Genomic DNA, 12,132 nt, shown 5'->3' on the forward strand with positions numbered 1-12,132 from the left:
GAAACCGTCGGGCCTTTCCTGCGGAAATTTGGTGATTCCTCCAGTAATTTCAGCAGCTTACCGTTTATGGACGGGCACTAGACTAGACCAACTCAATCGCGCCACTTGTCAGCGGCTTCGCGTTTGATGACCGGCTTCCCCCAATCCGTCGCTGCTTCGCAGCGCCACCTTTCCCCCCTCCGGAGGGAAAGGAAGGGAGCCTAGCGTGAGGAGCGTTGGCTAGAATCAGTTCGCGCCCTTCCTCTACCCCGTTGATCGGGGGAGAGGTGGCTCGGCGAAGCCGAGACGGAGTGGGGGTCGACCAACTCGGGCGCGTCTAAGCAAAGATAATCAAACCGCGCCACGCCCGTCGATCGACCATACCCCGGCGCCGGCCATGGCAAGCGCCAGGAAGCCGCCTGAGGTGGCGATGTCCTTCATCAGCATCTGCTGGTGCAGGAAGGCGAGCATCGCGTCGCCGCCACCCTGGCCGTAATGGCCGATGAAACCGGCGGCAATGCAGAAGGCGGCGAGCAGCAGCGCCGCAATCCGGGTCTGGAAGCCGACCAGGATGAGCAATCCGGCGATGAGTTCGAACAGTCCCGTGCCCCAGGCGGCCAGCGTCGGCAGCGGCAGGCCGAGGCCGGCGAAATAGCCTGTCGTGCCGGCAATGTCGCTCAGCACGTGAAAACCGGAGGGCACGAACAGGGCGGCGAGCAGCAGCCGGGAAAGCAGAAGCAGCGCGTTGCGGGGCATGTTCACCTCCGTTGTCGGTCGAGCCGGGCGATTAGGGCCATTCCAAGCCGTGATCATAGCAGGAATCAACCGGCTGAGACGTCTGCACCGACAACGAAAAAGCGGCGCGGAAAAATTCCGCGCCGCTTTTATTGTTGAGCTATCGCCAGGCTTGGCTCAGCCGCGCTTGGCGTCGATGGAGTAGGCACCGGCACCCGAGGAAGCCAGCAGCAGGAAGCCGCCAGTGATGGCGAGGTTCTTGAGAAACTGGATCATCTGCATCTGGTCGGCCCAGCCGGTGTGGGCAACCAAGCCGGTGGCGACGGTGAAGACAGCGAGCACCCAGGCCGCGGCCCGGGTCTGGAAGCCGACGAGGATGGCGAGACCACCGAGAAGCTCGATCAAGCCGACGATGATAGCCGTTACGGTCGGCAAGGGCAGGCCGAGGCTGCCGAAATAGCCGGCCGTGCCGGCGATGGCGGTGAGCTTGCCGAAACCTGAAAGCAGGAAGATGACCGCAAGCAGGACGCGGCCGAGGAGGATGGTGGTCGAGGCATTGGATGCGCTGGAACCGGCGACTGAAGTGTTGGTGGACATAGTGACTCTCTCCGGGAAGGGGTTGATACCGGTGAGATAGAGCACGCGGACTGTTCACCAAAGCCGCCAGACTGGCGACACATTGTTCACAGCGCTTACATTTCCGTGATCGGACGACCTGCGCAAAATTCGCCTCGGGTCAGGGTGCGACAGGGGTAAATTCTCCCCTCGCGAAATGTCCTATCCCGGATGCGTCATGTCCTCCGGCCGCACCAGCCGGTCATATTCGGCTTCACTGACGAGCCCGGTGGCGAGCGCTTCCTCGCGCAGCGTGGTGCCCTTCTTGTGCGCGGTCTTGGCGATCTTTGCCGCATTGTCGTAGCCGATGGTCGGCGCCAGCGCCGTCACCAGCATCAGCGAGCGGTCGAGTGCCGCCTTGATGTTGTCTTCACGCGCCTCGATGCCGACGACGCAATTGTCGGTGAAGGAGACCGAAGCGTCGGAGAGCAGCTGCACCGACTGGAGAAAGTTGTAGGCCATCAGCGGGTTGTAGACATTGAGCTCGAAATGGCCCTGGCTGCCGGCGAAGGTGAGGGCCGCATTGTTTCCGAACACCTGAACGCAGACCTGCGTCAGCGCCTCGCACTGGGTCGGATTGACCTTGCCCGGCATGATCGACGAGCCCGGTTCGTTTTCCGGCAGCGACAGTTCGCCGAGGCCCGAACGCGGGCCGGAACCGAGGAAGCGGATGTCGTTGGCGATCTTGAACAGCGCAGCCGCCGCCGCGTTGATGGCGCCGTGCGAGAACACCATGGAATCATGGGCCGCCAGCGCCTCGAACTTGTTCGGCGCGGTGACGAAGGCGATGCCGGTGATGGCGGCGATGCGATCCGCTACCTTTTCGGCAAAGCCGACGGGCGCGTTGAGGCCGGTGCCGACGGCGGTGCCGCCCTGCGCCAGTTCCTGCAGCCCGGGCAGCGTCAGCTCGATGCGTTTGATCGAAGAGGCGACCTGCGCGGCATAGCCCGAAAATTCCTGGCCAAGCGTGAGGGGGGTGGCATCCTGCGTGTGCGTGCGGCCGATCTTGATGATGTGCGCGAAGGCCTTGCTCTTGGCTTCAAGTGCCTTGTGCAGATGTTTCAGGGCCGGCAGCAAATCGTGCACGATGCGCTCGGCGCAGGCGATGTGCATGGCCGTCGGATAGGTGTCGTTCGACGACTGGCTCATATTGACGTGGTCGTTGGGATGCACCGGCTTCTTCGAGCCCATGACGCCGCCCAGCATCTCGATCGCCCGGTTGGAGATCACCTCATTGGCGTTCATGTTGGACTGCGTGCCCGAGCCGGTCTGCCAGACCACCAGCGGAAAATGGTCGTTGAGCTTGCCGTCTATGACCTCTTGCGCCGCCTCGACAATCGTCTTGCCGATCGAAGGATCAAGCCGCTTCAGCTCCATATTGGCCTCGGCCGCCGCCCGCTTGACGATACCCAGCGCGCGCACGATCGACGCCGGCTGCTTTTCCCAGCCTATCTTGAAGTTGCCGAGAGAACGCTGCGCCTGCGCGCCCCAATAACGGTCGGCGGCGACTTCGATCGGGCCGAACGTGTCGGTTTCGGTTCTGGTCTCTGCAGCGGTCACGGGTCTCTCCTTGTCGAAGTCGGCAACGGCGTATCGCGTTGCACAAACGGCTTCAAGCGGAGATTGCGGGCGGCAATGATGCAAATCGGTTGAAGGTGCGCCTCCGCCTTCTCACGTAAGGAAAAAGGCGGAGGCGCGTGTCGGCTTGCCTCGAATGTCCTGAACGGCCAATCAGGCTAGCGGCGGCCCCACAATGTCGATGCCGTTCTCTGCGCAGAGCTGTACCAGCACCGCGATGATTTCCGGTGTCGGTTCCATCTGCGGCGGCAGCTCTGGCTGTTCGGCGGGACGGCTCGCTTGACGCAGCATCGTCTCGAAGTCGGAGCCGCGCGTGATGGTTAGGGTTCGCGCACCTTTTGGAGATTCGACCCGGTAAGTGTGCGGTAGGCCTTTCGGCGCAATGACGGTTTCGCCGGCGTCTGCAATGCGTTCGTGGCCGTCGATTTCAAAGCGTAATCTCCCGTCCAGGACGTGAAAAACTTCGTCTTCCCTGCGATGCACATGCAGTGGCGGAGAGTCGCCATAGGGCATGCGATGCTCGACGACGCAGATGCCGTCTTCTCCTGCGGCCGCCGAGACGTGGATCGCGACGAGCGTGTTGTTGAACCAGAAGAGCTCCTTGCCTGTGATCGTCCGGGCGGTCATTGTCATGGCTGTCTGATCCTTCTGTTGCTGTGCCGATGACCACCTAACCAAGGACATGCCCACAGCGGAAATCGAATGATCATATGGGGCGAATTGATGCGATGAATTTGAATGCGCTCGACCTCAATCTCGTCAGGGTGTTCGACGCCCTTCTGCGGGAAAGAAGCGTTACGCGCGCCGGCGAGCAGATCGGCCTCAGCCAGCCTGCCGTCAGTGCCGCGCTCAATCGCTTGCGGCATCTCCTCAACGATCAGCTGTTCGTTCGGCGGGGCAATGACATGATGCCGACGCCGCGCGCCGAGAGCTTGGCCGAGCCGTTGCGCGTGGCCCTTCGCGAAATCGAACGCGTCTTCCATTCGGCGAAGGCGTTCGATCCGGCGGAGCTGGAGCGAACCTTCACGTCATGGGTGCCGATTTCTTTTCCATGCTGCTGATGCCAACCCTGGCGGCACGCATCGCCGGCGCCGCGCCGCGCGTGTCGTTAAGGTTTCTCGATAGCGCGCGCGGCGACGTTTCGCGGCTGCTCCAGGAGGATGAAATCGACGTAGCGCTCGAGCGTCCGCTGGAGGTCTCCGACTGGGTCTCAAGCACGCCTCTGTTCCATTCACCATTCGCCATCATCGCCGCGGAAGACAACGCTGCGATCAGGCAGGCGGGTACTGCCGAAGGCGAGCCTTTGCCGATCGAGCTTTTCTGCGAATTGCCCCATATTCTTCGTTCTATTGATGGATCGATGTCGGGCGCCACCGACGAGGCGCTCCGCAAAATCGGACGAACGCGTCGCGTAAGCCTGACACTGCCGCACTTTCAAGCTGTCGCATTGGCAGTGGCAAATGGAAACCACCTCGCAGCGGTTCCCAGGCAGTTCGCCGTTTGGGCGGCGAGGACCCTGCCGCTCGTCATCTTTGAACCGCCGCTCCCCATTGCCGTTCCTGAAATCAGAATGTACTGGCACGCGCGCCACGACGACGAGTCACCTCATCGGTGGGTTCGCGATCAGATCCTGGAGGCGATAGCCTCACTCGGATTTGTGGAAAGCGGGGCCACCGAAAATGCCGGCGCCTAGTCTGGTGCAGGGATGGATTACCCCACCGCATGGCCACCGTCGATCGACAAATGCCGTCACTGTCCAGGCCGCCTCGTCGCTCGCGAGATAGACCGCGATGCTGGCTGCGGGCAGCGTCAAGTTTTTCGGTGTCGCGGCCGACGATCAGGACGCCCCCCGCCGGCTCTCCGGCAAAGCGCACTCCGGCAGGTGCCGCACTCGAATCGCCTCAATCATCTCCCAAGTTGCGAACGCGATGTGGGTGATAGCCGCAAAATCTCCGTTGGTTTGGTCAGGCTGAGCTGCGCGGCCTGCCATGCCGGCGAGGCTGCGAGCGCGGCTTTGTGGAGGACATGCGCCTCGGCGCTGTCAAAGCCAGCGACAGACATGAAGACGTTTTCATCAGCCCTCACCGGCAGGCGCGGAAAACTGTTTTCGGCATGCTCGGTGACGAAAGCACCGAGCAGGTTTGCTCCAGACGCCGTTATCAACGGTGCCATTTCGGCCTCGAAGTGCCTCCCGAAATCAACCTCCATGCCGGGCTGCAAATGATGAATCTCAATGACAACGATGCAAGTCGGCGGCCTGTTTTGAATTGAGTTTTCTTGGGTGGCCAGGCTTGGACGCTGCGCACCCGTAAGGTCGAAGCCGGCGCCCGGCCATGCGGGCTTCAGCAGCAGCACGTCGTCGGAATCGATCATTGTCGCGTTGGCCGCATGTTTGTGCGCCGCCCAGACCGGGCCGTCATAAAAGGCGGCGAGAGCATTTGTCCGCGCATCCATGCCGTCGAAGCCGCGCATCCAGACGAACATGTCAGGGCGATCGAGATCCCGGAACTGGCCGATGATGGTCATTCCAACGTCCTCCTGGCCCTCGATCAGCTTGCCGTCAAAAATGTCGATAAGCGTGTCGCGCTGGCCGGGTTTCAACGTGTATTGCCGAAGCTCGACGACAGGCGAGGCGAGCACCGCGGGCATCGGCGCGGCATTCAGGGGCATGTTCATCCAACTCTCCTCAAAACAGGGTGATCATCCTGTTTATAAACAGACCGGTTGTCCTGTTTTGTCAACATGCTAGAGTTCGGTAATGTCAGCAGAGATGAACGTTCGATCAAAACCGCGCCCACGAAAACGCATCAACGACCCTGAAGGCATGCGCAAGAAAGTGCTCGATGTCGCCGAGGTCGCGTTCCAGGCGCACGGGTATCATGCCTCCAGCCTCGGCGATCTGATGGCGGCGGCGGGCGTCAGCGGCGGCGCGCTGCATCACCACTTCCCGACCAAGAAGGCGCTGGCGCTGGCGGTGATCGACGAGCGTGTGGCGGCAGCGGTGGAACAGACATGGATCGCGCCGCTGCTGGCGGCAGCATCGGCGCGCGAAGGCGTGCGCGCCGTGTTCGAGGCGGTGGCGGCGGAACTGGAGCAGCAGGGTTTCGTGCGTGGCTGCCCGCTCAACAATTTGGCGCATGAGCTGTCGCTCGCCGATCCCGATTTCCGGATTGCCCTTGCCGGTATTTTTGCCGATTGGCGGCGGGCGATTTCGGACAAGGTGCGGGCCGACCAGCGGGCGGGCAGGGACGAGGGCACAGATCCCGAGCGCTTTGCCGCGCTGGCGGTCGCCACCTATTCCGGCGCCATGTCGATGGCCAAGACGGCGCAGGATCCGAGCGTGCTGCGGGACTGTTTGGCGGGGCTGGAGCGGAGTGCGCTGTCGTCATCTCAGGGCGGACTGGCAGCCAGGCGACGCCGCCGGGTGCTGCCACGGCCGAGAACCCTTTGATGTCACAGCGATAACGAGCCACTTGGACTTGCCGCCCCAGCTCTTGCTACTGCGCCAGCGGCTTTATCGTCTCATAGCCTTCGAAACTTGCACCTTCGTCGCAGCGCCTCGGCAGTCTGATTCCCGAAGGACAGAGATGCCAAGCCTATGGCACTTCGATCGATGGCGGCTAGGAGAGGCGCTGGACGGCCGGCCGCTCTCCATGCTGAAATTCAGCTCATGATGAATAGCTGTTCGCCTGGATTGTTTTCTCGTCGCAGCTTTTTGGCGCAGGCCGTAGGTTTTGCCGCGGCCGGCGCATCGTCGCGCCCGGCATTCAGCCAGACCGGCCTACGCATCCAGCCCATCGACGCCACCTTCCTGTTCATCGCCGATGTTCATGCCTGCCGTATGGCGAGCGGCTTGAGCCCCAACTGCCGGCAGGAAGGAAAGACTGACGCGGCCCTGCTGCGCAACGTGACGGCGCTCAACGGTCTCGCCGACAAGGACTGGCCCACCGAGATCAACGGTGTCGCCAGTGGCCTGCGCTCGGCGGGCGGCCGCATCGGCAGGCCGCTCGGCCTCGTCGTCGGCGGCGACATCACGGACGATGGCGGCGGTCAAATCACCCAGCCGAGCGAGGGCACCCAACTGCTCCAGTTCAGCCAGCGCTACCAGCAGGGCGTCGGCCCCGATCGCGTGCACATGCCCGTCTATGTCGGGCTCGGCAACCATGATCTCGACCAGAACGGGCCGCCGCGCCATGTCAATTGGTACCGGCGCGAATTGCGCGACTATGTCGAGGTCAATCATCGCGCCGGCGTCTTCTTCAAGCCGCCGGTGCCGGCCACCGATTATGATGTCGCCACCGACTGCTATTCCTGGGACTGGGGCGGCCTGCATCTGATCCAGACGCATCGTTTTGCCGGCGACACCGGTCACGGCGCCGTCTCCAGCCTGCCGTGGCTGAAGCAGGATCTGGCGACCTATGCGGCGGATGGTCGTCCGGTCATCCTGTTCCAGCACTATGGCTGGGACACCTTCTCGATAGAACGCTGGGATGCCGCCAAAAGGCACTACGACGATGACGGCTCCGGTGCACCGCACTGGTGGAGCGAGGCCGACCGGCAGGCGCTGTTGGCGGTGCTCAAGGGCTACAATGTCGTCGGCATTTTCCATGGCCACCAGCACGACACGCCGCTGATCTATCGCAGGGATGGGCTCGATCTGTTCAAGCCGAAGGCTGCCTATATGGGCGGTTTCGCGCTGGCCAGGGTGACCGGCAACGGCTTGGACGTGGTGCTGGGCGAGGCAACCGGCGATCATGGCGAGGTCGCCTTCACCAATGCCTTCAGCAAGGGCTGGAGCACATGAAAAGGGTGATCCTCGCGGCCGCCTTTCCGTATCTTCTGGGAACTGTGAATTCGGAGCAATTCATCCGCGCGAGGCTAACGAGCCGGCGTCGGTTGGGTTCCAGGCGTCGCCCGGGCAGCAGATCAGGTCGTGCCGCCGCCTCCCGAGGCAAGCTTGGCGGGCTAGGCTGTGAGCACGCGCCGACCAAGGGATTCCAGGGGTCATGCGTGCGGGGAGAAAAATGGCTGAATTCACGCTCTTCATCGGCAACAAGTGCTTCTCTTCGTGGTCGCTCCGGCCATGGGTGGCGATGCGGCATCTGGAGATCCCGTTCGACGAGAGCTTCGTGCGACTGCGCACGCCGGAGACCTTTGCAAACCTGGCGAAGGTGTCGCCGACCGGCCAGGTGCCCGTCCTGAATCACAATGGCAAGACCATCTGGGAAACACTTGCCATCCTTGAATATCTGGCTGACCTGTTTCCAGACAAAAGACTTTGGCCGGCCGACATCGACGCCCGCGCGCTGGCACGCTCGGTGGCGACCGAGATGCATTCGGGTTTTCGCGAGGTCCGCTATGGCTGGCCGATGAATTTGCGCCGGCCGAAGGGCCACAAAGAGCTCGACGCCGAAGGCGAACTACAGCGCGAGCGCATAGAGACGATCTGGCGCGAGTGCCGGGAACAATACGGCAAGGGCGGTCCGTTCCTGTTCGGCCATTTCACCGCGGCCGACGCCATGTATGCGCCTGTCATCACCCGCTTCGACACCTACGGTGGCACGCTTGCGCCGGATACACGCGCCTATGTCGACGCCGTTCTTGCCACCCCGGCGATGCGTCATTGGTATGCGGAAGCGGCAAAGGAGACATGGCCGGAGCCCGGCCCGGACGAATGAGCTTCTTCCCCGCCTGGTCGCCCGAACGGCTCTCGAAGACATAGCCGGCGAGAGTCGGCGATCGCCGGCTGACGGAAACCTCAATCGTTAAGGCCCGCTCTGGCGCAATCAGTGTGCCCGACGCATCGTATTCGGCGATCACATTACCGTCGCGTCTCGTGTGATGTTGCCGGCAAGGTCCGACTGGAAGCCGCGGTCTGGTGCGACGCCGCTGGGGATACGGCCAGCCGGTTCGTCACCATACAAGAACGCCCCTCGCACGTTTTATTGTACAGGAGGCGTCCTTTGTGTCAGCGTCCCTGAGATCGCTCTCTGAAACTGCTGACATAATGAAATGCATGGGCGCGAAATTGGTTCCCGGCATGCTGCTATTTTTTTGATGGAACAGGCGACTTGGTTTCTGTGCCCGGAGCCGCCGGCGAATGGATCCTCGCCAGGCGCGTCTGCGTCGAATCTGGTGAGAAGAAAACCAGAAATTGACACACCCGCAAAAGAAGCCTACAAGGAATTCGTCGATATTTGTTTGACTGACTTTTGTTATCCGCGCTTTCGAGCGCGCCTTTGACGAACTTCCCACATCAAAAATCGGGACAAACGACGTCATGCATCCGCATGGCGTCGAACGAATATTTGCCATGGAAAGGGTTCGTCATGAGCACCGGCACAGTTAAATGGTTCAACGCCACCAAAGGTTTTGGTTTTATTCAGCCTGACGACGGCTCTGCCGACGTTTTTGTCCACATCTCGGCCGTAGAGCGCGCCGGTATGCGCGACATCGTCGAGGGCCAGAAGCTCGGCTACGAGATGGTCCGCGACAACAAGTCGGGCAAGATGTCCGCCGACCAGTTGAAGGCGGCCTGAAAAAAGAATTCAGCTCTCCCGGTGACCACGGATGTACTGGCACCGGTGAGTAGCGAATTCGAGCGCATGGCCGCGGAGACCTGAGTTTCCACGGCATGTCATGCGCATGAGAAGGGCGTTCCCGTGCATCCCCCGTGCATCCTTTTGGATGTCACCTGGTTGCGCGGCGCTCTCATGAAGGTCAGGCGGTGCCTGGCCTTTTTCATTTTGCGCGTCTTGCCGCTGAAAATACGCCGCGCGCCGACCTGGACGTGCTATGGGACGCTCCAGCAATTGAATCCGCTGCCGTATGGCTTCGTGCATGGTCCCGACCGAAGACCCGGTCTTGCTCCATCGTCACGGGCTCCTGACAGGAGAAAGATTTTGACCGCTCAATCGAAGACAACAGCCGAACAGGCCGTGTCCTTGTTCAGCAAGACGCAAACCCAGTCGATGTCGCTCAACCGTATCAATTCCGAGCGCGATGCCGTCAGCCAAGCGCGTGAAGCCAAGACCGCGCGCTTGCGCGAATTGCGCCTGGAGAAGGAGGCCGATGAGTTGGCCGCCGCCGCGGCGCTCGCCGCTTTGCCGAAGCGAACCGGAAGACGCTGATGGCTACCAAGCGCGTGCCTCCGAAACTGATCGCCGCCGATTCGACCATCGCCGACGTGGTCGATGGCCTCAACAAGCCGGTCGAATATGTGCGCCGGGTGCTGGAAAAGCTGGAGCGCTGCAAACGCGCTCATGGCGATGCCCAGGTGCGGGTCGGTGTGCGCGGTCGCGCCGAATGCCCGAACTACCTGATCGAATATGTCCGTGAAGACGCCAAGACCCATGAGCGCGTGACCCATCAGGACGCCGCCTACAGCGGCAGCACGCATCGCGAGCTGGCAGTGCACCACATCGCGGAAGTCAGAAACTGGTCGCCCGAGGAAATGAACATCACGGCGGTTTCGGCGTTGATCGGCCGCCTGCGCAATCCACGTGCACCAACATCGCGCTTCGTCGACGAGGACTGACATGGCCATAAAATTCTCCACCAAGGACCAGCCTGCAACACCGGCTGCCGCCGCAAAACCGGCCAAGCCGGTAGCCGCGCCGAAAGCCGGCGAAGCTGCCGAGACCGCGACCGATCTGTTCAAGTCGCCGGCCGAAGCGTCGTCGCGCAAGACAGGCAAGAAGAAATGACGGGCAAGAAGAAATAGCCCCTTGCCGCAAGACGCCGATCGCAATCCTGCCGCGCCGGGGCTCTCTGCCCTGGTGGCCGCTGCAAGTCCTTTGTCGTCGCAGCGCAGCACCGCTGCTCTCTTCGACTGTCAGAGCTGCGGCGCCTGCTGTTCCTACTCGGCCGAGTGGCCGCGCTTTTCCACCGAGGACGACGCGCAGCTCGACCGAATCCCAGAAAAATATGTAGCCGCCAATCTGTCCGGCATGCGCTGCGAGGGCGTGCGCTGTTCTGCCCTTTGCGGCGAGATCGGCAAGTCGACCGCCTGCGGCATCTATGAACTCCGCCCGGACGTCTGCCGCGCCTGCATGCCTGGTGACGACGATTGCCTGATGGCGCGTCGGGCGCATGGGTTGCCGGTGGAACTGCCAATCTCGCCCCACGACGGGAGAGATTAAGCTCACCGCCGCTTGTGCGCCATTGTCCGTCCCGATACCTTCCGCGCCGGGCAGGGCAGCGGAGGATTTCATGAGCATCGAATTTCTGTTGACGTCGCTGATCGTCGTGGCTTCGCCCGGCACCGGCGTTCTCTACACGCTAAGCGCCGGCCTCTCGCGCGGCGCGCGGGCCTCGATCATCGCCGCCTTCGGCTGCACGCTCGGCATCATCCCGCATATGGCGGCCGCCATCACCGGCCTTGCGGCACTGCTGCACACCAGCGCGCTGGCCTTCGAGACGCTGAAATATCTCGGCGTCGCCTACCTGCTTTACATGGCCTGGAACACGCTGAAGGAAAAGGGCGGTCTGAGCGTCGAGCAGGATGTGACGCCGCGCTCGGCCGGCAAGGTGATTGCCACCGGCATCCTCATCAACGTGCTCAACCCGAAACTGTCGATCTTCTTCTTCGCCTTCCTGCCGCAATTCGTCAGCACCACCGAGCCCAACGCGTTGTCGCAGATGCTGGAGCTCAGCTCCGTCTTCATGCTTTTGACCTTCGTCGTTTTCGTCGGCTACGGCGTCTTCGCCGCCTCGATCCGCAGCCATGTCGTGTCGCGGCCAATGGTGCTGACCTGGATGCGCCGAACCTTCGCCGGCGCCTTCGTCATGCTCGGCGCAAAGCTGGCGCTGGCCGATCGGTAGAAACCGGTTCGCGGGTCCTGTCGTCTCTGCGCAAAATCCCTGCCAGATAGTCAGAAGGCGAGCCCAGGCTCGCCTTCATCTAGTCTTCAACTCCGGGCAATCACTTGTTGGCGCCGCCGAGAGCCTTCAATTTTTCGCAGAACGGCGCGTGTGGTTTGCTCATCGCAGCGTCTTGGCATTCCTTCATCATCATGGCCTGATCGTCCTTGGACATCGCTGCCCAAGCGGCCTTCATTTCATCGTCGGATTTCATCGTCTTCATGCCCGAATCGGTGAAGAACGGTTCCATCATCTTGGGCGAGTCGAGCGCCCCGGCAAACGCCGTGCCGCTGAAGACAGCCAATGCGAGTGCTCCAAAGCAGGCGGTTCTAATGCTCATAGCACGAGTCCTCCCTCATGGTT

Annotated in this window: 17 protein-coding genes; 11 read left to right on the forward strand and 6 right to left on the reverse strand. The window is 62.0% G+C overall.

Translation table 11 applies throughout. The features are described from left to right. Positions 1 to 330 precede the first annotated feature (330 nt). From NKH57_RS26195 to NKH57_RS26210, 4 genes are all read right to left on the reverse strand, one after another. Entirely contained in the window at positions 331 to 735 is a 405-nt protein-coding gene (locus NKH57_RS26195; RefSeq protein WP_352948591.1) for a DoxX family protein, read from the reverse strand. Between the two features lie 156 nt (positions 736 to 891). Then, positions 892 to 1,311, reverse strand: a complete 420-nt coding sequence (locus NKH57_RS26200) for a DoxX family protein (RefSeq protein ID WP_352731324.1) — start codon at positions 1,309 to 1,311, stop codon at positions 892 to 894. Positions 1,312 to 1,491: 180 nt separating this feature from the next. Then, positions 1,492 to 2,889 carry a class II fumarate hydratase gene (fumC, locus tag NKH57_RS26205; protein WP_352731322.1) on the reverse strand — a complete coding sequence of 466 codons (1,398 nt, stop codon included), beginning with the start codon at positions 2,887 to 2,889 and terminating at the stop codon, positions 1,492 to 1,494. A 171-nt stretch (positions 2,890 to 3,060) separates the two neighbouring features. Further along, positions 3,061 to 3,540, reverse strand: a complete 480-nt coding sequence (locus tag NKH57_RS26210) for a cupin domain-containing protein (RefSeq protein ID WP_352598990.1) — start codon at positions 3,538 to 3,540, stop codon at positions 3,061 to 3,063. 95 nt (positions 3,541 to 3,635) lie between these two features. Between NKH57_RS26210 and NKH57_RS26215 the strand changes: the two genes are divergently transcribed. Beyond that, a complete protein-coding gene (locus tag NKH57_RS26215; protein ID WP_352948595.1) occupies positions 3,636 to 3,968 on the forward strand; it encodes a LysR family transcriptional regulator in 333 nt (110 codons plus the stop codon). Further along, positions 3,938 to 4,600 (forward strand): LysR substrate-binding domain-containing protein, encoded by a 663-nt coding sequence (locus NKH57_RS26220; RefSeq protein WP_352948597.1) that lies wholly within the window; start codon positions 3,938 to 3,940, stop codon positions 4,598 to 4,600. Before NKH57_RS26215 ends, NKH57_RS26220 begins: the two co-directional genes overlap by 31 nt. 212 nt (positions 4,601 to 4,812) lie before the next feature. On the opposite strand, the gene NKH57_RS26225 is transcribed toward NKH57_RS26220, so the two are convergent. Continuing rightward, positions 4,813 to 5,583, reverse strand: a complete 771-nt coding sequence (locus NKH57_RS26225) for an NIPSNAP family protein (protein WP_352948599.1) — start codon at positions 5,581 to 5,583, stop codon at positions 4,813 to 4,815. A 148-nt stretch (positions 5,584 to 5,731) separates the two neighbouring features. Between NKH57_RS26225 and NKH57_RS26230 the strand changes: the two genes are divergently transcribed. The 9 genes from NKH57_RS26230 (at position 5,732) to NKH57_RS26270 (ending at position 11,730) form a co-directional block, all read left to right on the forward strand. Beyond that, the gene (locus NKH57_RS26230) at positions 5,732 to 6,358 is read left to right on the forward strand and encodes a TetR/AcrR family transcriptional regulator (protein ID WP_352731316.1); all 627 of its coding nucleotides are present in this window, start codon (positions 5,732 to 5,734) and stop codon (positions 6,356 to 6,358) included. A gap of 219 nt (positions 6,359 to 6,577) precedes the next feature. Then, positions 6,578 to 7,711 (forward strand): metallophosphoesterase, encoded by a 1,134-nt coding sequence (locus NKH57_RS26235; RefSeq protein WP_352731314.1) that lies wholly within the window; start codon positions 6,578 to 6,580, stop codon positions 7,709 to 7,711. Positions 7,712 to 7,931: 220 nt separating this feature from the next. Next, positions 7,932 to 8,585 carry a glutathione S-transferase family protein gene (locus NKH57_RS26240; protein WP_352731311.1) on the forward strand — a complete coding sequence of 218 codons (654 nt, stop codon included), beginning with the start codon at positions 7,932 to 7,934 and terminating at the stop codon, positions 8,583 to 8,585. 651 nt (positions 8,586 to 9,236) lie between these two features. Then, positions 9,237 to 9,446: a cold-shock protein gene (locus NKH57_RS26245; RefSeq protein ID WP_010915421.1), complete on the forward strand. Its 210-nt coding sequence runs from the start codon at positions 9,237 to 9,239 to the stop codon at positions 9,444 to 9,446. A gap of 363 nt (positions 9,447 to 9,809) precedes the next feature. Continuing rightward, entirely contained in the window at positions 9,810 to 10,037 is a 228-nt protein-coding gene (locus NKH57_RS26250; protein ID WP_023761966.1) for a hypothetical protein, read from the forward strand. Further along, positions 10,037 to 10,444, forward strand: a complete 408-nt coding sequence (locus NKH57_RS26255; RefSeq protein ID WP_352598978.1) for a hypothetical protein — start codon at positions 10,037 to 10,039, stop codon at positions 10,442 to 10,444. The genes NKH57_RS26250 and NKH57_RS26255 overlap by 1 nt, the downstream gene beginning before the upstream one ends. A gap of 1 nt (position 10,445) precedes the next feature. Beyond that, positions 10,446 to 10,613: a hypothetical protein gene (locus tag NKH57_RS26260; protein WP_352731309.1), complete on the forward strand. Its 168-nt coding sequence runs from the start codon at positions 10,446 to 10,448 to the stop codon at positions 10,611 to 10,613. 21 nt (positions 10,614 to 10,634) lie between these two features. Continuing rightward, positions 10,635 to 11,048 (forward strand): YkgJ family cysteine cluster protein, encoded by a 414-nt coding sequence (locus NKH57_RS26265; RefSeq protein ID WP_502907345.1) that lies wholly within the window; start codon positions 10,635 to 10,637, stop codon positions 11,046 to 11,048. 70 nt (positions 11,049 to 11,118) lie between these two features. Further along, positions 11,119 to 11,730: a LysE family translocator gene (locus tag NKH57_RS26270; RefSeq protein WP_352948604.1), complete on the forward strand. Its 612-nt coding sequence runs from the start codon at positions 11,119 to 11,121 to the stop codon at positions 11,728 to 11,730. Between the two features lie 100 nt (positions 11,731 to 11,830). Here NKH57_RS26270 and NKH57_RS26275 read toward each other — a convergent pair whose 3' ends face one another. Continuing rightward, positions 11,831 to 12,109 (reverse strand): hypothetical protein, encoded by a 279-nt coding sequence (locus NKH57_RS26275; protein WP_352948606.1) that lies wholly within the window; start codon positions 12,107 to 12,109, stop codon positions 11,831 to 11,833. Positions 12,110 to 12,132: the final 23 nt, after the last annotated feature.

Source organism: Mesorhizobium sp. M1050, from assembly GCF_040318715.1.
GTDB lineage: Bacteria > Pseudomonadota > Alphaproteobacteria > Rhizobiales > Rhizobiaceae > Mesorhizobium.

Bases quoted from the DNA above. Each gene is read 5' to 3' on its own strand.
- NKH57_RS26210 (WP_352598990.1), bottom strand. From the start codon at position 3,540: ATGACAATGACCGCCCGGACGATCACAGGCAAGGAGCTCTTCTGGTTC.
- NKH57_RS26220 (WP_352948597.1), top strand. From the start codon at position 3,938: ATGGGTGCCGATTTCTTTTCCATGCTGCTGATGCCAACCCTGGCGGCA.
- NKH57_RS26200 (WP_352731324.1), bottom strand. From the start codon at position 1,311: ATGTCCACCAACACTTCAGTCGCCGGTTCCAGCGCATCCAATGCCTCG.
- NKH57_RS26260 (WP_352731309.1), top strand. From the start codon at position 10,446: ATGGCCATAAAATTCTCCACCAAGGACCAGCCTGCAACACCGGCTGCC.
- NKH57_RS26270 (WP_352948604.1), top strand. From the start codon at position 11,119: ATGAGCATCGAATTTCTGTTGACGTCGCTGATCGTCGTGGCTTCGCCC.
- NKH57_RS26225 (WP_352948599.1), bottom strand. From the start codon at position 5,583: ATGAACATGCCCCTGAATGCCGCGCCGATGCCCGCGGTGCTCGCCTCG.
- NKH57_RS26240 (WP_352731311.1), top strand. From the start codon at position 7,932: ATGGCTGAATTCACGCTCTTCATCGGCAACAAGTGCTTCTCTTCGTGG.
- NKH57_RS26235 (WP_352731314.1), top strand. From the start codon at position 6,578: ATGATGAATAGCTGTTCGCCTGGATTGTTTTCTCGTCGCAGCTTTTTG.
- NKH57_RS26195 (WP_352948591.1), bottom strand. From the start codon at position 735: ATGCCCCGCAACGCGCTGCTTCTGCTTTCCCGGCTGCTGCTCGCCGCC.
- NKH57_RS26275 (WP_352948606.1), bottom strand. From the start codon at position 12,109: ATGAGCATTAGAACCGCCTGCTTTGGAGCACTCGCATTGGCTGTCTTC.
- NKH57_RS26230 (WP_352731316.1), top strand. From the start codon at position 5,732: ATGCGCAAGAAAGTGCTCGATGTCGCCGAGGTCGCGTTCCAGGCGCAC.
- NKH57_RS26215 (WP_352948595.1), top strand. From the start codon at position 3,636: ATGAATTTGAATGCGCTCGACCTCAATCTCGTCAGGGTGTTCGACGCC.
- NKH57_RS26245 (WP_010915421.1), top strand. From the start codon at position 9,237: ATGAGCACCGGCACAGTTAAATGGTTCAACGCCACCAAAGGTTTTGGT.
- NKH57_RS26255 (WP_352598978.1), top strand. From the start codon at position 10,037: ATGGCTACCAAGCGCGTGCCTCCGAAACTGATCGCCGCCGATTCGACC.